This window comes from Streptomyces sp. R818 (genome assembly GCF_056172735.1).
Window position 1 is genome coordinate 223,640 of sequence record NZ_JAOCNE010000014.1, and the last position, 18,603, is coordinate 242,242.

General features: G+C 71.0%; 16 protein-coding genes, 2 pseudogenes and 5 riboswitches. Of the genes and pseudogenes, 11 read left to right on the forward strand and 7 right to left on the reverse strand.

Annotated elements, in window-relative coordinates; all coding sequences use genetic code 11:
• Positions 1–128: 128 nt before the first annotated feature.
• Positions 129–311: pseudogene (locus N5I75_RS32565) on the forward strand (hypothetical protein); the annotation flags it as partial.
• A gap of 273 nt (positions 312–584) precedes the next feature.
• Here N5I75_RS32565 and N5I75_RS32570 read toward each other — a convergent pair.
• The 3 genes from N5I75_RS32570 to N5I75_RS32580 all read right to left on the reverse strand — a co-directional run bounded on the left by N5I75_RS32570 (position 585) and on the right by N5I75_RS32580 (position 3,819).
• Entirely contained in the window at positions 585–1,283 is a 699-nt protein-coding gene (locus N5I75_RS32570; protein ID WP_476683545.1) for a transposase, read from the reverse strand.
• A complete protein-coding gene (locus tag N5I75_RS32575; protein ID WP_476683547.1) occupies positions 1,235–2,182 on the reverse strand; it encodes a transposase in 948 nt (315 codons plus the stop codon). The genes N5I75_RS32570 and N5I75_RS32575 overlap by 49 nt, the downstream gene beginning before the upstream one ends.
• A 224-nt stretch (positions 2,183–2,406) precedes the next feature.
• A complete protein-coding gene (locus N5I75_RS32580) occupies positions 2,407–3,819 on the reverse strand; it encodes a prenyltransferase/squalene oxidase repeat-containing protein (protein ID WP_476683549.1) in 1,413 nt (470 codons plus the stop codon).
• A gap of 101 nt (positions 3,820–3,920) precedes the next feature.
• Positions 3,921–4,040: riboswitch (cobalamin riboswitch) on the reverse strand.
• Between the two features lie 62 nt (positions 4,041–4,102).
• Positions 4,103–4,251, forward strand: a riboswitch (cobalamin riboswitch).
• Between the two features lie 131 nt (positions 4,252–4,382).
• Between N5I75_RS32580 and N5I75_RS32585 the strand changes: the two genes are divergently transcribed.
• From N5I75_RS32585 to N5I75_RS32605, 5 genes are read left to right on the forward strand one after another with little or no spacing between them, the layout of a single operon-like run.
• Positions 4,383–7,142, forward strand: a complete 2,760-nt coding sequence (locus N5I75_RS32585) for a prenyltransferase/squalene oxidase repeat-containing protein (protein ID WP_476683551.1) — start codon at positions 4,383–4,385, stop codon at positions 7,140–7,142.
• On the forward strand, positions 7,139–8,074 hold the full coding sequence (locus N5I75_RS32590; protein WP_476683553.1) for a hypothetical protein: 936 nt from the start codon (positions 7,139–7,141) through the stop codon (positions 8,072–8,074). Before N5I75_RS32585 ends, N5I75_RS32590 begins: the two co-directional genes overlap by 4 nt.
• Positions 8,075–8,079: 5 nt before the next feature.
• Entirely contained in the window at positions 8,080–9,249 is a 1,170-nt protein-coding gene (locus tag N5I75_RS32595) for an energy-coupling factor transporter transmembrane component T (RefSeq protein WP_476683555.1), read from the forward strand.
• Entirely contained in the window at positions 9,246–10,892 is a 1,647-nt protein-coding gene (locus N5I75_RS32600; RefSeq protein ID WP_476683557.1) for an ABC transporter ATP-binding protein, read from the forward strand. Before N5I75_RS32595 ends, N5I75_RS32600 begins: the two co-directional genes overlap by 4 nt.
• A complete protein-coding gene (locus N5I75_RS32605; protein ID WP_476683559.1) occupies positions 10,889–11,719 on the forward strand; it encodes an ECF transporter S component family protein in 831 nt (276 codons plus the stop codon). Before N5I75_RS32600 ends, N5I75_RS32605 begins: the two co-directional genes overlap by 4 nt.
• Before the next feature lie 45 nt (positions 11,720–11,764).
• Here the strand turns inward: N5I75_RS32605 and N5I75_RS32610 are convergent.
• A pseudogene (locus N5I75_RS32610) lies at positions 11,765–11,938 on the reverse strand (four-helix bundle copper-binding protein); the annotation flags it as partial.
• Between the two features lie 46 nt (positions 11,939–11,984).
• Here N5I75_RS32610 and tsaD point away from each other — a divergent pair.
• From tsaD to N5I75_RS32630, 4 genes are all read left to right on the forward strand, one after another.
• Positions 11,985–13,055, forward strand: a complete 1,071-nt coding sequence (gene tsaD, locus N5I75_RS32615) for a tRNA (adenosine(37)-N6)-threonylcarbamoyltransferase complex transferase subunit TsaD (RefSeq protein ID WP_476683561.1) — start codon at positions 11,985–11,987, stop codon at positions 13,053–13,055.
• Positions 13,055–13,627 (forward strand): N-acetyltransferase family protein, encoded by a 573-nt coding sequence (locus tag N5I75_RS32620; protein WP_476684852.1) that lies wholly within the window; start codon positions 13,055–13,057, stop codon positions 13,625–13,627. The genes tsaD and N5I75_RS32620 overlap by 1 nt, the downstream gene beginning before the upstream one ends.
• 43 nt (positions 13,628–13,670) lie before the next feature.
• Positions 13,671–13,795: riboswitch (cobalamin riboswitch) on the forward strand.
• A gap of 62 nt (positions 13,796–13,857) precedes the next feature.
• A complete protein-coding gene (locus N5I75_RS32625) occupies positions 13,858–14,259 on the forward strand; it encodes a (2Fe-2S) ferredoxin domain-containing protein (RefSeq protein ID WP_476683563.1) in 402 nt (133 codons plus the stop codon).
• Positions 14,260–14,264: 5 nt separating this feature from the next.
• Entirely contained in the window at positions 14,265–14,960 is a 696-nt protein-coding gene (locus tag N5I75_RS32630) for a (2Fe-2S)-binding protein (protein ID WP_476683565.1), read from the forward strand.
• Between the two features lie 4 nt (positions 14,961–14,964).
• On the opposite strand, the gene N5I75_RS32635 is transcribed toward N5I75_RS32630, so the two are convergent.
• The 3 genes from N5I75_RS32635 to N5I75_RS32645 are packed head-to-tail and all read right to left on the reverse strand — an operon-like array spanning position 14,965 to position 17,914.
• A complete protein-coding gene (locus N5I75_RS32635; protein ID WP_476683567.1) occupies positions 14,965–15,768 on the reverse strand; it encodes an ABC transporter ATP-binding protein in 804 nt (267 codons plus the stop codon).
• Complete coding sequence (locus N5I75_RS32640; RefSeq protein ID WP_476683569.1) at positions 15,765–16,859, reverse strand: FecCD family ABC transporter permease; 1,095 nt, start codon at positions 16,857–16,859, stop codon at positions 15,765–15,767. Before N5I75_RS32640 ends, N5I75_RS32635 begins: the two co-directional genes overlap by 4 nt.
• Positions 16,856–17,914: an ABC transporter substrate-binding protein gene (locus N5I75_RS32645; RefSeq protein WP_476683571.1), complete on the reverse strand. Its 1,059-nt coding sequence runs from the start codon at positions 17,912–17,914 to the stop codon at positions 16,856–16,858. The genes N5I75_RS32640 and N5I75_RS32645 overlap by 4 nt, the downstream gene beginning before the upstream one ends.
• Positions 17,915–17,944: 30 nt before the next feature.
• Positions 17,945–18,086: riboswitch (cobalamin riboswitch) on the reverse strand.
• Between the two features lie 107 nt (positions 18,087–18,193).
• A riboswitch (cobalamin riboswitch) is annotated at positions 18,194–18,343 on the forward strand.
• 37 nt (positions 18,344–18,380) lie between these two features.
• On the opposite strand from N5I75_RS32645, the gene N5I75_RS32650 reads away from it, so the two are divergent.
• Positions 18,381–18,602: a CbtB domain-containing protein gene (locus tag N5I75_RS32650; RefSeq protein ID WP_476683573.1), complete on the forward strand. Its 222-nt coding sequence runs from the start codon at positions 18,381–18,383 to the stop codon at positions 18,600–18,602.
• Position 18,603: the final 1 nt, after the last annotated feature.

Sequence of the window (18,603 nt, forward strand, 5' to 3'; positions counted from 1 at the left end):
GCGGACCGCTTGCGGTTCCCGGACGACTCACAGTTCCGGATGCATCGCGGGCCCGCTGGAGCGGCGGCCGCCGTGAGTGTGCCTCGGTGGCTCGTCCCGCGATCGCGTCCGGTGTGCCACCGCCGGGTATGCCAGCAGCACCACGTGCACAACCGTCCGAAGGGAGCAGGGACACGACCGATCTGACGGGCTTCCAAGAGGTAGCCGCCTTCTGCGGGAAGTGCGACTGCGGCTGCCCGCAGCTGTTCGTCGACCCCGCAGCACCGGAGGACAAGCGCATCGTCATCACCGACGACTTCGGCCAGCGCGTGGGCGCCGTCGGGGCGTACGGCAAAGGCTCCCGTGGGCGCGTGGCCCACGGGAGCCTTTGCCGTACCTGCCGGTGAAGGGTGACTCCGGGGCAACGGCGAGCACGTTGATCGGCGTCGCAAGTGTTCGGCTGCTGTCGATGACCGTGATGGTGGGCACGGACGGGCCTCCAGTTCTGTCGTACGGAACAGGAGACCTGCCGTCATCGCCTTATTGCACTTACATGACTCTGCTGGTGATGTTGGCGGGTTCCTCAGGGGTCATGCGGCGGCTGCTCACAGTGCGTGAAAGCGCGTGGTGCGGCGGCGGGTTCTGGGGGTGCCGGTCGCCCAGTCGGAGATCCGGGTGACGTTGCAGGCCATCGCGGTGAGGACGTGTTGGACGTGGGTTCTGGCGAGTTCTCGGTAGCGGGAGCGGCGCAGGCCGTGGGCTCGGACGTTCCGCGAGAGGGTGGCCTCGATGCCGGCGCGGATCGCATAGCGGCGCCGCCATTGTTCGGTGCGCTGGTCGAGCCGGTTGCGTCTCTGGATCTCGTGCAGCGACCGGGGCAGCACGGCGATGGAGCGGGGGCCGGTGGCTGACGTGGTGCACTGTGCGCGGTCTGGGCAGGCTCGGCAGTCTGCTTCGGCGAACCGGGCTTGCAGATAGGTGTGGTCCTTGATGTTCAGCTTGGTCCAGGACACGCTCGTGGCCCCGCGCGGGCAGATCGCCTGCTCGTTGTCCCAGTCGATGGTGAAGGCCGCCTTGCCGAAGCCGGCACCGGCCTTGGCCTGGGCGCTGCGGTCGGCGGCGACCGGGCCGAGGAGGGTGATGCCGTGTACGCGCTGAGCCCGCGCGATACGGGCCGGTGAGATGTAGCCGGAATCGACCACGTGCTCGGCGGGCGGCAGGTGCCGCTCGGCGAGGTCGTCGTGGCTGGTGTCGGTCAGTTCGATGTCCTGGACGGTGGAGATGGTGGTGGCGACATGGACCACCAGCTCAGGGCGTACCTCGTCGCAGGTTTCCGTGAAATGCGTCCGGTATCCGCTCCAGGCGGGGTCCCGAGGGCGTGGCCGTCCCGCCAGCGCAGCACTCCGTCCATGTCCCAGGAGTAGTGGTGGACCCAGACCTGGCGCAGGATCTCCACCTGACGAAGAAGCCGCAGGCGGGGTGGGGTGCAGGAAGCCCAGGCGGCGGTGAGGATCTTCTGTCCGTCCCGGCCGAACTCCTCGGCCCGGGCGGTCACAGCCGCTTTCCCGCCCGGCAGCTTGCCGATCTCCACCCGGTGTCCGTACCGCTTGGCCCACTCGGGCTCGATTGTCCGCACCGCGGTCGGCACATGGGTGGCGTCGGTACGCTGCCGGCCTCCGGCCTTGAGCAGGCCGGCCTCCACCAGGCAATCCAGCATCAGTTGCAGCAACTGGTCGGCGACGCCGTCCTGTTCGGCCAGTCGGACCCTGAACTCGCACAACACCGAGTGGTCGAAGCCAGGATCCTCCAGTTCAAGGCCGATCGCGTACTTCCAGTCGATCCTGGTGCGGACCGCGTCGGCCGCCGCGCGATCGGACAGGTTCTCCGCGAACTGCAGCACCGATACCAGTGCGAGCTGTCCGGGCGACAGTCCCGGCCTGCCCTCGTCGGGATACAGTGCGGCGAACTCGTCGTCCTCGAACAGGACATCGAGCCGGTCCCGGATGAGCATCGCCGGGGTGCCCTTCGGGCACGCCGCCCGTGCTGTCCTCAACGTCCTTGCCGGGATCCGCTGATGACTTTCCGGCCGCAGCGACACCGCGACCACCTCCACCACCGACACCGCCCCGCGCTCTTCCCAGCAAAGCACCCCGTCGACCCAGCCCGTGACCCCCGCCAACATCACCAGCAGAGTCACGGCCATGGGACAAGGGCATCTCGGACGACCGCAGGGAGGACTGGCTTGCGCTGTATCGATGGCTGCGCACGCCGTACTCGGTCACGGACGTTCTCGGGGACGTTCAACTACCGTCGGACACGGACCCGGTGGCGGCGTACGACCTGATCATGAAGGGTCGTCGGGAACTACGTGAGCTGCTGGATCTGGTGGGGCCAGCCGAGCCGGGCCGACCCCACCACTTCGAACGGTCAGGCACCCCAGCGAAGCGCGATCGTGTCACCCACCCCGATGGTCTTGTTACGGGCGGCCGTCGCGAATGACGAACCGTCGACGCTGACCTTCCAGGTGTTGGATCCGCTGTTGGCCTTGCCGTTGAGGGAGGTGATCTGGCCGGTTCCGGAGGACGGGGTGACACCGCTGACGCAGCCGGACGGGGTGGCCGAGGAGGCTGCCGCGTCCAGCACTGCGCCGAGCGTGGTCGTGGAGCCGGTCGCGGTGACGGGAACCGAGCAGACCTTCAGGGTGCCGGAGCCGTCGTCGACCGTCACGGCGAAGGTGCTTTTCGTGCCCGAGGTCAGGCTCGACTGGGCGACCCACTGCGGGGCGCCGGAGGTGACCGGGGCCGGCGGGGTCGCAGTGAATCCGCCGCCGGCCACCGCCCGCAGGCCGTCGATCGACGCGTACGCCTGCGGGGAGGTGTCGCTCGGCAGGTACTTGAAGCCGCCGCCCGGGTTGAACTGCTGGCTGATCAGGAAGTCGACCGGGGTCTTGCCGCGCGCCGTGAGGAAGTCGCCGGTCTGGGGGTTGATGCCGCAGGCGTTGAGGCCGGAGACGGCCCAGCCGTTGGAGTCGGTGTTCACGCCGAACATGGCGTCGAAGGCACCGGTGGTGGCGACCAGCTTGCCCTTGAGGAAGGTCTTGGCCTGGGTGATGTCGGGGTCCGTGTTCGGGACGCCGGAGACGCACAGGGCGGCCATCGCCGCTCCTGTCATGTCGATGTCGCTGGCCGTGCCGAGCTGACCGGCGTCGCCCTCGGCCTTGCTGTAGTTCCAGCCGCCGTCGTCGTGCTGGTTGGCGCGGATCCGGGTGATCATCGCGTCGCGCAGGGCCTGCGGGACGCGTATCTGGCCGGTGGTGGTCTTGGCGCCGTTCAGGGCGAGGGCGGCGAAGACGGTGCCGTTGAAGTTCGCCGAGGGGCCGAAGTAGCCGGGCTCGGCGGTCTGCCAGTAGCGGTAGATGTCGGCGACGAGGTTGCGGGAGGCCGACACGCGGGCCGGGTCGATGCCGGCCGCGTTGGCGTTGAGCGTGGCGCGTTCGTAGTCGGTGACGACGGGGGAGGAAGACGGCCAGGCACTGGTGGCGAGGAGGTTTCTGTAGACCGTTCTCGCGTTCTTGGTGGTGTCGCCGCCCGGGGTGACGTCGACCGCGGCGGTGCCCGCCGAGGCGAGCGCGCTGAAGGCCCACTCGTTGGACAGGCCCGAGCCGGCGTACGAACCGTCCGCCGCCTGAAGGGACTTGAGGTAGGTGACGCCGTTCGTCTTGGACGTGGCGATCTGCGCCGGAGTGGCGGTCGCCGCCGCGGGCAGCGTGGTCAGGGCGAAGGCGCCGAGGGCGGCCGCCGCGGTGAACGCGGCGCGGCGGACGAGAGCGGGACGGGGCATGGCGTGCTCCAGAGATGAGGGACGCCGACCGGCCCGGAGGGTCCCTGCTCAGGGGGCGCACACGGGTGTGGCCGCCGTCCGGGACGCGTGGACCGACTTCCAACTAGCCTGTGCCGCTTGGGCATTCGGGCTCAGGGACGGTCACCGCCCCCACACCGCTGCGCGTCAGCCCCGGACTCTCACCGGGTTCCCCCACTCGGCAGAGCGGGACAGTACCCGAGGTCGGCCGATCCCCGCCACAGCGCCCCCCGAAGGTCGCGCGCGTCACTCTGTGAACACCCTTGACGGATTCTGTGAACGCGTGTTCCAATCCGGCTGATATGCAAGGAAGTTCCAGGGGAAGCCGGTCGAAGTCCGGCGCTGACCCGCAACCGTAGGCCCGATCTTGGTCGGGCGAGCCGGAATGCCTGGAGCGTGTTCCACAGCAACAGACGCCGTCGCGGATTACGGCGTGGTGCGACCAGCTCCGCCGACCGGCTCCTCAGGAGATCCGTGTGCGGGGCCTCTGCCACGTGTACGTACCCCTGCCTCGGCCACACACCGAGGGGGCCGTGGTGAGGACCATGGAACGCACGGATGTCCGTGCACGAAGACGGTTCGGAGCGTTCGCGGCGGCATTCTGTGCACTGGCCGTCCTGGCCGCGGCCTGCATCGCGTTCCTCTCGGCGGCCCCGCCCGCCGCAGCCTCCCCGATCGGTGACTGCACCGCCACCAAGGGTGCTGTCGTCGCCGTCGACTTCGGCCCCTTCGGCGGCAAGGTCGAGCGGGGCTGCGACACCAGCCCCACCACGGGCTACGAGCTTCTGCACGAGGGTGGCTTCACCACTGCCGGCACCGAACACGACGGCCCTGCCTTCATCTGCCGCATCGGCTTCGGCTCCTTCAACTCCGGTACCCAGTACCCGACGTCGGCCACGGAAGCCTGCAAGCTGACCCCGCCCGCCACCGCGTACTGGTCGTACTGGGTCGCCTCGGCCGGGCAGGACGACTGGTCCTACAGCCAGTACGGCGCCATGGACCGCAGGCTCAAGGACGGCGACGTCGACGCCTGGATCTACGGGGGCACCGACATCGGCGGCACCACCGGCAGGCCCGCCTTCAGCCCCGACGACGTACGCGCCGGAGGCGGTTCGAGCCCCGACCCGAGCACGGGGCCGACGGGCGCACCGGGCACGGTCGACGTGGCCGCGGCCGGAGCCTGGCTCAAGGGCGGCCTGACGGACGGCGAGCGCATCGTCGACGACGGCGCCGAGACCCCGAACTACCTGCTCACGACCGAGACCGCGTACGCCCTGGCCGCCGCCTACGGCAAGAGCGACACCGTCGACAAGGTCACGTCCTTCTTGGCTGGTCATGTCGACGACTACGTCTTGCCGAACGGCAAGGACCAGGCTCCCGACACGGCGGCCGTGGCCCGTCTCGCGCTGCTCGCCGCGTCGACCGAGGGCGATCCGCACGCCTTCGGCAGCCGCGACCTGATCGCCGACCTCACCGGGAACGTGTGCGCGGAGCGCGCCCCGGGCGAGGGCTGCACCGCCAAGGGCGACATCCGCAACATCACGTACTCCGACGAGCAGGCCCGTGCCGTCCTCGCGATCCTGCGTGCCGGTGACAAGCCGGACGCCGCGTCGGTGGATCGGCTCACCCAGGTGCAGTGCAAGGACGGCGGGATCACCAGCATCCTCATCCAGCCCGGCGAGCGCTGCGAGGGCGACGCCGGGACGACCGGTCTGATCGCGCTCGTCCTGCACCAGGCCGGCGGCCACGACGACGCCGTCACCAAGGCCCGCGCCTACCTCGCCAAGGCGCAGCTCGATACCGGCGCCTTCCCCGCCTACGCCGGGACCACCACGGGTGACGTCATCGCCACCTCGTACGCGGCCCAGGCGCTGCGCGCACTCGGCGACACCAGGCTCGCCGACGCCGCCGAAGGCTGGCTGTCGCGCACCCAACTCAAGGGCGGAGGCTTCGGGTTCGACCAGGACGCCACGGACCCGTCCCTGTACGCGACGCCCGTGGCCGTCCTCGCGGGCGCCCGCACCGACCTGGCGACACTCACCACCGAGAAGACCGAGCCCACCGACCCGCCGACCACCGACGACCCGAGTGGCGACCCGACGCCCACCGGCGGTCCCGACCTCAAGAAGGGCGTCGCCTACCTCACCGGTTCCGCTCAGCTCAAGCAGGGCCGGTACTACCCGGCCGGTGCCGGGTCCGGCCGCGCCGACTTCGGCCTGACGATCGACGGCGCCTACGCGCTCGCCGCCACCGGCCTGAACAACGCCAAACTGCGTGGCGTCGTCGACTTCCTCGACCAGAGCGGCAAGGACGGCGAGGACCGTACGGTCAACGACTGGATGGGCGTCGGCACCGAGTACGCCGCCGGAGGCTCGATCGGCAAGACCGCGCTGCTCGCCGAGTCGGTCGGCCGTGACCCGCGCGACTTCGCCGGACACGACCTGATCGCGGCCCTCGACAAGGCGGTGTGCCCGGCTGAGAGCAAGGCGCCGGACCGTTCCTGCGCCGCCAAGGGCGCCTACACGTACGCCCCGTCGGTCTTCTCGCAGGCCCTCGCCGTGATGGCGCAGGTCCGCGCCGGGGACAAGGACAACGCCGAGGAACCGATCGCGTACCTGGAGAGCCTGCAGAACAAGGACAACGGCGCCTGGCCCAGCCTGATTCCGGCGACTGGTGACTCCGATGTCGACTCCACCGCCATCGCCGCGATGGCCCTCGACCTGGTGGGCGGCGACAAGGCGGAGCAGGCCGTCGACAAGGCGCTGGCGTGGATCGCGTCCAAGCAGCTTGCCGACGGAGGCTTCCCGGGCGCGGCAGGCAACTCCGTGAACTCGGCGGCGCTCGCCGTGCAGGGCCTCTCCCTCGACAAGTCGACGTACAAGGACCAGATCTCCAAGGCTCTCAAGTTCCTTGCTACGCAGCAGAATTCGGACGGTGGCTTCAACGTCGCGAAGGAAGGGCAGCGCGGATCCGATCTGCGGGCCTCGACCCAAGCGGTGGGTGGCGCCACCGGAATCTCCTTCGGGAAACTGGACCGCAGCCTCGACGGCACGTCGGCACAGCCCACGCCCAGCGACGGCGGCACCGGAGGCGGTGACGGTGCCCCGCAGATCCTTACGCCCGGCGGTGACACCTCCGGAGCGAGCGGCGGGAACGCCGCTGACACGAACAGCGGTGACGGTGCCCTCGCCTCAACCGGCCTACAGGTCACGGCACTTGCCGCGCTGGCGTTGCTCCTGAGCGCAGTGGGCTGGCGCACCGTCGTCGTCGCCCGGCGACGCGCTGCCACCGGGGAGGACCGATGAGGGCAGGGCGTCTCACGCCGGTCGTCGCCCGGCTGGTGGCCGCGCTCGGACTGGCCGCCGCGGGGCTCGGTGTCGGTGCCGGGCCGGCGGCAGCCGACCCGCTGGCCATGGGCCGGTGCACGACCACGTCGGGCGCGGTGCTCGCGGTGGACTTCAGCCACTGGGGCGGGCCCGTCTACCGGGCCTGCGGCTCCACCCCGACGACCGGCTACGAGCTGCTGAACCAGGGCGGCTGGCGCACCACCGGCACGGGGCACGACGGCCCGGCGTTCATCTGCCGCATCGGGTTCAGCGGGTACAAGAGCGGCAAGCAGTTTCCGCCCGCGTCCCAGGACGACTGCGTGCTCACGCCGCCGGCCTCCGCGTACTGGTCGTACTGGCATGCCAACCCCGGACAGAACGACTGGGAGTACAGCCAACTCGGCGCCATGCTCTACAAGCCCAAGCCGGGAAGCGTCGACCTGTGGATCTTCGGCGGCACCAACATCGAGGGCACGAAGGGCCGCCCGCAGGTCACGCCTGACCAACTGCGCGCCCACAACACCAAGCCGACCGGGGGCGGGCAGCCCGCCTCCACGGCGAAGGCGCCCAAGCTGCCGCCGAACGTCAACACCGGACCGGCCCCGGAGCGGAACGCCACGCAGGAGACCGTGGAGCCTTCGCACGCACCGAAGAAGCCGAAGGCGTCCAAGAAGCCCGAGCCCAGTACCAGTCCGTCCTCATCGGCTCCGGAATCAGCGAGCCCGTCAGGTGCGGCGGACGCGGCTCCCTCGGCTTCGGCGAGCAAGAAGACGCCGGTGCTCAATGCCGAGCCCACGGCGGACGCTCCGCACGACACGGGTTCCGTGCTGCCAGTCGTCCTGGGCGTCGGCCTCGTCGTACTGATCGGCGGCGCCGCCGTGTACTCCGCCCGCCGCAGACCGCACGAATGATGGCGATGGCCCGCACTGCCGTGGAGGCGTCGGCCGCCCGGACCGGATCCGCACCGGACCGAGGCGGTCGCCGCCTGCCCCGCTCCCTGCACCCGATGGCCTGGTGGATCTGGGCCCTCGCGCTCGCCACCGCGGTCAGCCGCACCAACAACCCGCTGCTGCTGTTCCTCGTGCTCGCCGTCCTCGGTTACGTCGTCACGGCCCGCCGCACGACAGCGCCCTGGGCGCGCGGCTTCAAGTACTACCTGTACCTGGCGCTGACCGTCGTGGCGATCCGTGTCGTCTTCCGTGCCGTGTTCGCCACGGGCATCACCCCGCACGACCACTTCCTGTTCGCCCTGCCGCACATCCCCACCCCGGACTGGTACGCGGGAATTCAGCTCGGTGGCCCGGTCTCGCTGGAGGCGGTCCTGTCGTCCGCCACGGACGGGCTCCGCCTGGCCTGCATGCTGTGCTGTATCGGCGCCGCCAACACCCTGGCCAACCCGAAGCGGGCGCTGCGCGTGCTGCCGGGAGCGCTGTACGAGTTGGGCGTCGCCGTGACGGTTGCGATCAGTGTGGCTCCGCAGCTTGTGCAGAGCGTTCAACGGGTGGTGCGCGCAAGGAAGTTGAGAGCAGGACGCACGCGCGGACTCAGGGCGCTGCGGGGCATCGTCGTGCCTGTCCTGGAGGACGCCCTGGAGCGGTCCTTGCGCCTGGCTGCGGCCATGGACTCCCGCGGCTACGGACGTGCCGGCACCGCCACCCGCCGCTCCCGCCGTATTACGGGCGCCCTGATGTTGCTCGGTATGTGCGGCCTGTGCGCCGGTGCGTACGGACTCCTCGACGCCACCGCGCCCGCCTTCCTCGGCTTCCCCGCGATGGCGGTCGGCGCGGGACTGTGCGTCGCGGGGCTGCGCCTCGGCGGTCGCCGGGTCACCCGCACCACGTACCGGCCCGACCCGTGGCGCACGCCTGAGTGGCTTGTCGCGGGCAGCGGCGTGCTCTCCGCCGTCCTGCTCTTCGGCAACCTCGGTTACGACGCGGCCCAGCTCAACCCCTCCTTCTATCCGCTGACGTGGCCCGGTCTGCCGCTGGTGCCGACCCTGGCGATCCTGCTCGCGGGCGCAGCCGGGTTCCTGGCTCCGCCGCCGACCGCGCCCGTACGCACCGAACCGAAAGCCGCCACCGCGTGATCACCTTCGACCAGGTCACCATCGAGTACGACGACGCGCCGGGCCCCGCCCTTCGCGACGTGAACATCACGGTCGAGGAAGGGGAGTTGTGCCTCGTTGTCGGTCACACCGGTGTCGGCAAGTCGACCCTCCTCGGCGCGGTGAACGGCCTCGTGCCGCACTTCACCGGCGGCACCCTGCACGGCCGCGTCACCGTCGACGGCCGCGACACCGCACACCACCCGCCGCGCGAACTCGCGGACGTCGTCGGCATGGTCGGCCAAGACCCGCTCGACGGCTTCGTCACCGACACGGTGGAGGAGGAACTCGCCTACGCCATGGAGCAGTTGGCGATCCCGCCCGCCACCATGCGCAAACGCGTCGAGGAGACCCTCGACCTGCTGGGCCTCGCCGACCTGCGCCACCGTGCGCTGCACGAACTCTCCGGCGGTCAGCAACAGCGCGTCGCCATCGGCTCCGTCCTCACCGCCCACCCCCGCGTCCTGGTCCTCGACGAACCGACCTCGGCCCTCGACCCGACCGCAGCCGAAGAGGTCCTCGCTGCCGTCACCCGCCTCGTCCACGACCTCGGCGTCACCGTCCTCATGGCTGAACACCGCCTGGAACGCGTCGTGCAGTACGCAGACCGCATCCTTCACCTGCCGGGCGACGGCCGCGTCCGTATCGGCGCACCCGCCGACATCCTCCGTACGTCGAAGATCGCGCCGCCCATCGTCGAACTGGGCCGGGTGGCGGGCTGGGACCCACTGCCCCTCTCGATCCGCGACGCCCGCCGAAAGGCCGCGCCCCTGCGAGCCCGGCTGACGGGGCAGGAACCGGCGCCGGTGCGGCCCGCCCCGGATCGCGACCGGCCCGAGCTGCTCACCGCACGGCAGGTGACCGTCACCTACCAGGGCGTGCCGGCGGTCCGCGAGATCGATCTCGGGCTCCGTGCGGGGGAGGTGACCGCTCTCATGGGCCGCAACGGATCGGGTAAGTCCTCCCTGCTGTGGGCGCTTCAGGGCACCGGCCCACGCCGCTCCGGCACGGTGGCGGTCGCGGTGGCCGACGGTGCGCGCACGGCCGACCCGCACACCGTGCCCCCTGCCCGCGCCAGGCAGCTCGTCGGCCTCGTCCCCCAGACCCCGTCGGACCTCCTCTACCTGGAGAGCGTCAAGCAGGAACTCGACCAGGCCGACACCGAGTCCGCGACGGGGGAGAGTGCCCGCACGCTCCTAGACCGCCTCGCACCGGGCATCGCCGACACCACCCACCCCCGCGACCTCTCCGAGGGGCAGAAGCTCGCCCTCGTCCTGGCCATCCAGCTCACCGCGGCCCCGAAGGTCCTGCTCCTCGATGAGCCGACCCGCGGCCTCGACTACCAAGCGAAGACCCAACTCACCGGCATAGTCGATGAGTTGGCGGTGGAGGGGCGTACCGTCGTCGTCTCCACCCACGACGTCGAGTTCGCCGCGCGGGCCGCCGACCGGGTCGTGGTGATGGCCGAGGGCGACATCGTCGCCGACGGCCCGACCGCCGACGTCATCGTCGCCTCACCCGTCTTCGCACCGCAGACGGCGAAGATCCTCGCACCGCTGCCCTTCCTCACGGTGGACCAAGCCGGCGCGGCTCTCCGGAGTGCCGAGGAGGGTGATCGGTCATGACGACGTCACTGCTCAACAAGCCCACGCCGGCCGCCATCCGGCTCTCGCCGCGCGTCGGGCTGGTCATCGTCATGGCGGCCTTCCTGGGCGTGGTCGCGTTCTTCTGGCCGTTCGTCGTCGCACCGGGAACCTTCGGGGCGAGCTATGCGCCCCCGCTGATCTTCGGTGTCCTGCTGATCCTTGTCCTCTGCGTCGTCCTGTCGGAGATCGCCGAGGGCGGCATCGACTCCAAGGCGCTCGCCATGCTCGGCGTCCTGTCCGCCGTGAACGCCGCACTGCGGCCGCTGGGCGCGGGAACGGCAGGCATCGAAACCGTCTTCTTCGTCCTCGTCCTCGCCGGGCGCGTCTACGGACCGGGCTTCGGCTTCACGCTCGGCTGCACGTCGCTGTTCGCCTCCGCGCTCATCACCGGCGGGGTCGGGCCCTGGATGCCGTACCAGATGTTCGGCTGCGCCTTCGTCGGCATGCTCGCCGGATTCCTGCCGCGCGCCACCGGCCGCCGCGAGGTCCTGCTGCTCGCGCTCTACGGCTCGCTGTCCGGCTACCTCTTCGGCTTCCTTCTCAACCTCTCCTTCTGGCCGTTCTCGCTCGACCCCAACAGCTCGATCGCCTACCTGCCCGGACTGCCCTTCACCGAGCAGTGGCACCGCTACGTCGCCTTCGACCTGGCCACGTCGCTGGGGTGGGACACGGGACGCGCCGTCACGAACTTCGTGTGCATCCTGCTGGCCGGTCCCGCCGTCCTGACCACCTTCCGGCGGGCGGCGCGCAAGGCGCGGTTCCGAGCGCCGGTGCGGTTCGCGCCACTGGCCGCGGACGACAGCTGAACACGCGGTGTCCGGGGCTCCACGCAGTGCGTGGAGCACGTCCTCGCAGGCACCGATGGCTTGAGACGTCGCCTGCGCACACAGCCGACAGTGCTCATCGTGGCGGGCGTGCTGGGCGCATTCGTCGTGGCTGCGGCGGCAGGCGATCAGGCAGGCGTCGACCTGCGCGGTCAACAGGGCCGGGTCGTGGCTCGTACCGCGGGTGACCTTATTGCACATATATTGCAACTACGGTTGATGTGCAGCAGAGCGAAATGAGGTCGTGGTGGGCGGACCGGTGGTGCTGGGGATCGAGTCGTCGTGCGACGAGACCGGCGCGGGCGTGGTGCAAGGCGGAAAGCTGCTGGCCCACGTGGTCGCGTCGAGCATGGACGAGCACGCACGCTTCGGCGGCGTGGTGCCCGAGATCGCCTCCCGCGCCCACCTGCAAGCCTTTGCGCCGGTCGTGCGGCAGGCCCTGGCCGAGGCCGGGCTGCGGCTCGGGCAGATAGACGCCGTCGCCGTCACCACCGGCCCCGGCCTGTCGGGCGCTCTCCAGGTCGGCCTGGCCGGCGCGAAGACCCTGGCCTACGCGGCGGGCGTGCCGCTGTACGGGGTGCACCACCTGGCCGGCCACGTCGCCGCCGACATCCTCGAACACGGTCCGCTGCCCCAGCCGTGCGTCGTCCTGATCGTCTCCGGCGGCCACACCTCGCTGCTGCTCGTGAGGGACCTGGTGCGCGAGCCGATCCTGCACCTGGGCGACACGCTGGACGACGCGGCCGGCGAGTGCTTCGACAAGGTGGCCCGCATCCTCGGACTGCCCTATCCCGGCGGTCCGGCCATCGACCGCGCAGCCCGTGCCGGCGACCCCGGCGCCGTCACCTTCCCGCGCCCGCTGACCCGCCCCGGCGACGACCCGTACGCCTTCTCCTTCTCCGGACTGAAGACGGCCGCGGCCCGCTGGGCCGAGCAGTACCGCAAGCACGGCGAGGAGCCGCCGGTCGCCGACGGGGCCGCCGCCCTTCAGGAAGCCGTCGCCGACGTCTTGACCCGCAAGGCCCTGCGCGCCTGCCGCGACCACGACGTGAAGACCCTGATCGTCGTCGGTGGCGTGGCCGCCAACTCCCGGGTCAGGGAGCTGGCCGAGCAACGCTGCGCCGCCGCGGGCATCGAACTGCGGGTGCCGCCGATGACGTTGTGCACGGACAACGGCGCGATGATCGCGGCAGTCGGCGACCTGCTCGTGCGCTCCGGCGCACAGCCCGCCCCGCTCGACGTCTCCATCGACCCGTCCGCACCCCTGGAGTACGCCTCCCTCGTCCCGCTCTCCGGCTCCGCGACCCGGGCCGCGTGATGAGCCTCGTCGTGCGCGTCGTCCTCGGACGGCGGCTGTTGTCGTACGCGCAGGGCGTGCGGGACGTGTACGCCGATGCCTTCGGGCGGCCACCCTGGAACGAAGCCCCCGCGCAGGCCGACGCCTACGTGGAACGATTGGAGACCGACGTGCTGCGCCCCGGGTTCACCGCGGCCGTGGCCCTGGAAGGCGAGACGGTGTTCGGCTGGGCCACGGCCTGGACCACGCCTCGGCCCTTTCCCGCGGAGCGCTGTTATCCGCAGGTCGCGGTCGCCCTCGGCGCAGAACGGACGCAGGAGTGGCTGTGCGGTTCCCGCGAGGTCGACGAACTCGCCGTCGCCGCCCGGGCCCGCGGCAGCGGTACCGGCGTGCGCCTGCTGGACGCGGTGACCGCCGACCGCGCGGACGGCCGCTGCTGGCTGCTCACCTCGGCCCGCGCCACCGACACCCTCCGCTTCTACGAACGGGCCGGCTGGACGGCCGCCACCCACCCCACGCCAGGCGGGGCCGGCCACACCGCGCTACTGGGACCGAGGCATCCCGCACGACACCGCGCCTCCCGTCCCCTGTAAGCGGGGTGAAACGATGGACCGCGGACACGGGCGACGGCGCCCCGAGGAAATCCGGTGTGAATCCGGTGCGGTACCGCCACTGTGATCGGCGAGCGGATCCCCATGAGCCACTGCCTTGTGAGAGGTGGGAAGGCTGGGACGAGCAGAGACCCGAGAGCCAGGAGACTCACGCTGTCGCCTCCTCGACACACCCCCGGGGCGGACTTCCCCGGCAAGAGGAAGGATGCGGCATGCCTGAGCGGTTCGCCGACGAGATCGAGGCGACAGTGGAGCGGGCGGTGCGGGCGGTCCCGTGCCGGGTGGTGGTGTGCCGCGACTGCTGCTGCGGCACCGCCAAGGTTCAAGGGGATCACGCGGCGCAGACGGCGCGTCTGCGGGAGATCGCCCCGGTGCGGATCTCCGAGTGTCTTGACGTGTGCGAACAGGCCAACGTCGTCGTGGTGCAGCCGTCGGCGGCAGGGCGCGCGGCAGGCGCTCGCCCGGTCTGGCTCGGGTTGGTCAACGACCCGGCTGCCACCGAGGACATAGGGGGCTGGGTGCGGGCCGGTGGTCCGGGTGTCGCGCCCCGGCCCGAGATCCTCGACCTCTATCTGATCGACCCGCCGCGCCGCGCTGGCACAGCGACCTCATGACCGGAATGACCAGAGGTCTGGGGGCGGCGGACGAAGTGCCGGCGGGCGACGTCGTCGAGGCGCTGCGCGACGTCGCACAACTGGGCGGTTTCTTCGCCCTCGACACGGTCCCGGGGCGCGCGGCATGTCAAGAGCGGCTCACCCGGGAGGAGTTCGCCGCGCGGGCCAGGACCGTCAACGAACGCTACGGCACCGCTGAAGCCCGTATCGGCGTCTCCATCGCCCACCTCGGACTCGCGGCCCGCCTGTGGTCGCCGGTCCTCACCTGTGCCCTCGTGCACGGGGTGGTACCGGTGATGACCACCGTGGAATGGGCCGGGGACAGCTCGGCCCTGCGGCTGCCCGGACCTCGGGGCAGCCGCGCCCCGGGGTCGGCGTCGGCGCTCGCCGACGCCGTGCGCGCCCAGGCCGACGGCGTCCTTCAGCACGTGGAGAGCCACCTGCCCGGCAAGATGGCGCCGCGGCTGCTCGCCGGGAACTCCGCTTCCGCGCTGGTCGGTTCGGCGGCGCAGTTGCTGAGGTCCCGGCCCGGCCTGCGGGTGCCGCTCACCGAGCTGACACGGGAACTCCTGGAGACGGGACGGCTGCGCGGGACCGGCTGGATCACCGGCCCCGAGCTGACCTTCCGCCGCCGCAGCTGCTGCCTGTACTACCGGGCGCCGAACGGCTCGAAGTGCGGCGACTGCTGCCTGAACCGGTGACCCGTCAGGGGCCTTCGTCGGGCACCGGCACGTCCGCAGGCAGGAACGTCACCTGGGGACGGCCCGTGCGGGGGTGCACCGCGACTTCGGCGGTCACCTCGTAGACCTCCGCGAGCAGGCGCGCGGTGAGCACCTCGTGCGGCGGCCCGGACGCGACGACACCGCCGTCGCGCAGCACGTACAGGCGATCGCAGTAGTACGCGGCCAGGTTGAGGTCGTGCAGAGCGACAAGAACCGTCGCGGGCAGCCGGCGCAGTACGGTCAGGATCTCCAACTGGTGCCGGATGTCGAGGTGGTTGGTCGGTTCGTCCAGGACGAGCAGCGACGGCTCCTGGGCCAGAGCGCGGGCGATGAGCACCCGCTGGCGCTCACCACCGGAGAGCCGGTCGAAGGGGCGGTCGGTCAGCGGGACGGCGTCGACCGCGGCGAGCGCCGCCTCGATCAGCTCGGCGTCCTGTGTCGTGTCGCCCGACAGGAGCCGCTTGTGCGGGGTCCGGCCCATCGCGACGACCTCACGCACGCTCAGGTCGAGGCCGGACGGAGCGTCCTGCACCACCGCGGCCAGCGTGCGCGCCAGCCGGCGCGGGGGCAGGGACCAGGCGTCCTCGCCGTCGACCCGGACCGCTCCGGCATCCGGCCGCAGGACGCGGTAGACGGCGCGCAGCAGGCTGGACTTGCCACTGCCGTTCGGTCCGACGAGGCCGATCGTCTCGCCAGGGCGGGCCGTGAGCGAGACGTCGTGGACCAGGTGCCGGGCGCCGGCCGTCAGCGTGACGCCCTCGACGTGGAGTTCGGCCGCCGCCGTCATGCCGCGCCTCCCGCCTGCTTGCGCGCGTCGCGCCGCATCAGCCACAGGAAGAACGGGCCTCCGCACAGGGCGGTGAGAACGCCGACCGGGATCTCCTCCGGCGCCGCCACGGTCCGCGCCGCGATGTCCGCGAGAACCAGGAAGGAGGCGCCCCCGAGTGCGGCGGCCGGCAGGATGCGCCGGTGGTCGCCGCCGACGAGCAGGCGCACGATGTGCGGCAGCATCAGGCCGACGAAGCCGATCGGTCCGGCCGCGGCCACCAGCACTCCGGTGACCAGCGAGACGAGTACGAACATCCGGGCCCGGAACCGTGCGACGTCCAGGCCGAGAGTGGCGGCGGCCTCTTCCCCGGCGAGCAGCAGGTTCAGGTTCGGGGCCTGCACCATGAGGACGGCGATGCCGAGCAGCAGGGCCAGCCCCGGCAGCCACAGCGACCCCCAGGACACACCGCCCAGACCGCCCAGCGTCCAGGCGAGGACGGTGCGCGCCTCGTTGCCGTTGTCCGTGGTCAGGAGCAGGAGGTTCAACAGGGCGCTGAGCACCGACGCCACCGCGACCCCGGCCAGGATCAGCCGCAGGGAGGTGATGCGGCCGCCGGTGCGGGCGGCGGCGTAGACGAGTACGAGCGCCCCCAGCGCTCCGGCGAAAGCGGCCGCCGACAGGGACACCGCCCCGAACAGGCTCACCCCGAACACGATCACCGCGACCGCGCCGAGTGAGGCGCCGGAGGACACCCCGAGCAGGTACGGCTCGGCGAGCGGGTTGCGGACCAGTGCCTGCAACGCCGTACCGACGACGGCGAGGCCGGCGCCGGTGACCGCGCCGAGCAGGACGCGGGGCCCGCGCACATCGAGGACGATCGTCTCCCGCGCCCGCGTCCAGGTCGGCTCCGACCAGTCGACGCCGAGCGCGTGCGTCACGATGCCCCACACCTGGGCGGGCGGCACGTGCACCGAGCCGAGAGCGAGCCCGGCGGTCAGGGAGGCGAGCAGGAGCACGCCGAGTACCACCAGGGTGAGGACGAACGAACCCCGGCGGCCCGCCTTCACCGCGGCGGAACTCCTGGCCTTCGCGACAGCCGGAGCGGTCACTTGAAGCTGTCCGGGTGCAGCCCGCGCGCCAGGTCGCCCACCGCGTCCGCCGACCGGACGCCGACCAGGGTGTCGGTCAGCGGCAGCACCACGAAACGCTTGTTCTTGATCGCGGGCACGTCGGCGAGTGCGGGCTGGGAGAGCAGGAACTTCTTCTTCTGCGCGACGCTGGTGCCCGCGTAGTCGTAGATGGCGATGACGTCGGGCTTGCGGTCCACGACCTGTTCCCAGGAGACGTCGCCGAACACGTCGTCCAGGTCGGCGAAGACGTTCTTGCCGCCCGCCAGTTTGATCAGTTCATTGCCCAGGCCCTTGCCGCCCGCGGTGAAGGCGGACTTGTCGCCGCTGTCGTAGACGAACACGGAGACGTCGTCCGCGTCCCGCACGGCCTTGCTCGCCTTGTCGACGCGGCCGCGCAGCTTGGAGACGAGGGCGGACGCGCGGTCGGAGACGCCGAAGATCTTGCCGATCGTGCGTATCTCGGTATACGTGTCCTGCATGGTCACCCCCTTCTTCCCGGCGCAGTTCTCCCGGTTGAGGTAGGTGTCGATGCCCGCGTCCTGGAACGCCTTGCGCGAGCGTCCCTCCTTCTCCGCGAACGCGCTGGCGTACCCGCCGTAGACGAAGTCGGGATCGGTGTCCAGGACCTTCTCGAACGACGGTGCCTCCTTCGACAGCTGCGGGATCGACGCGAAGTCCTTGCGCAGAGCGGGCAGAACCGCCGAGTCGGGATACGAGGTGCCGACCATCCGGTCCTTGAGGCCCAGCGAGAGCATCAGTTCGGCCGGGTGCTGGTGGATCGTCACCGCGCGGGACGGCGGCTTCGTGTACGTCGTCTTGACACCGCAGTTGTCGACGGTGACGGGGAAGCCCTTCGCCGCCGAGGCCCCGGCTTTCGGGGAGTCGGCGGACGTGCCCGATGAGCTGCACCCTGCTGTCAGCAGGATCGCCGACAGCGCGGTGGCAGCCGCGGCGAGACGCGCCGGACGCCGCCCGCGTGCGGCCGCGGCCGACGGGGAGAACGAGAAAAGGGAACGGTGGTGACCGTCGTGCATGGGAAGCCTCCTGCGGAGTCCGCGCTCCTCGGATCGGGCCCGCGACAGGTCAGTGACCTGACTTCCGCGTACGCCCTTCGAGACGCGCGCGGTCACAGTGGCGGGACCGTGCCGGACTCACACCGGCTTCCTGGCTCCTGCCGCGGCTTTGACCCGGTGATCGTACGTAATGACAAGGCAAACCAGGGAATCGGGTCGGATCGGGGTCGGGAGCCCCGATCCAGGACGATCGTGTCGCCGGCATCGACCTCGCCGCCGAACGTGGTGGTTCTGCCGGTCTTGGCCATGAACGCGACAGGCGATACCGTCTCTTCGTTATCGACGACGGTCGACGGAAGCCGGTGAGAACCCGGCACGGTCGCGCCACTGTGATACGGGACAGCATCTGTGTCCCGTGAGTCAGACCCGTGGCTGTCGTCCCTGTGCACCACCGAGATGGGACGCGAACTCCCGAGGAGGCCCTGCCATGGCGCAGCACGTCGCCCAGCCGACCGCCACCACCCCTGTCATACCGGCCAAGCTCCCCCTGAAGGACATAGCCCCGTGGGCCGTGTTCTTCGGTGTCCTGATGCTGGTTCTTCTGTACTTCGTCGGCGCCGAACAGGGAGCCACCTCCGTGTTCAGCGGCGCGGACGTCCATGAGTGGGTGCACGACGCCCGCCACCTGCTCGGCTTCCCCTGCCACTGAC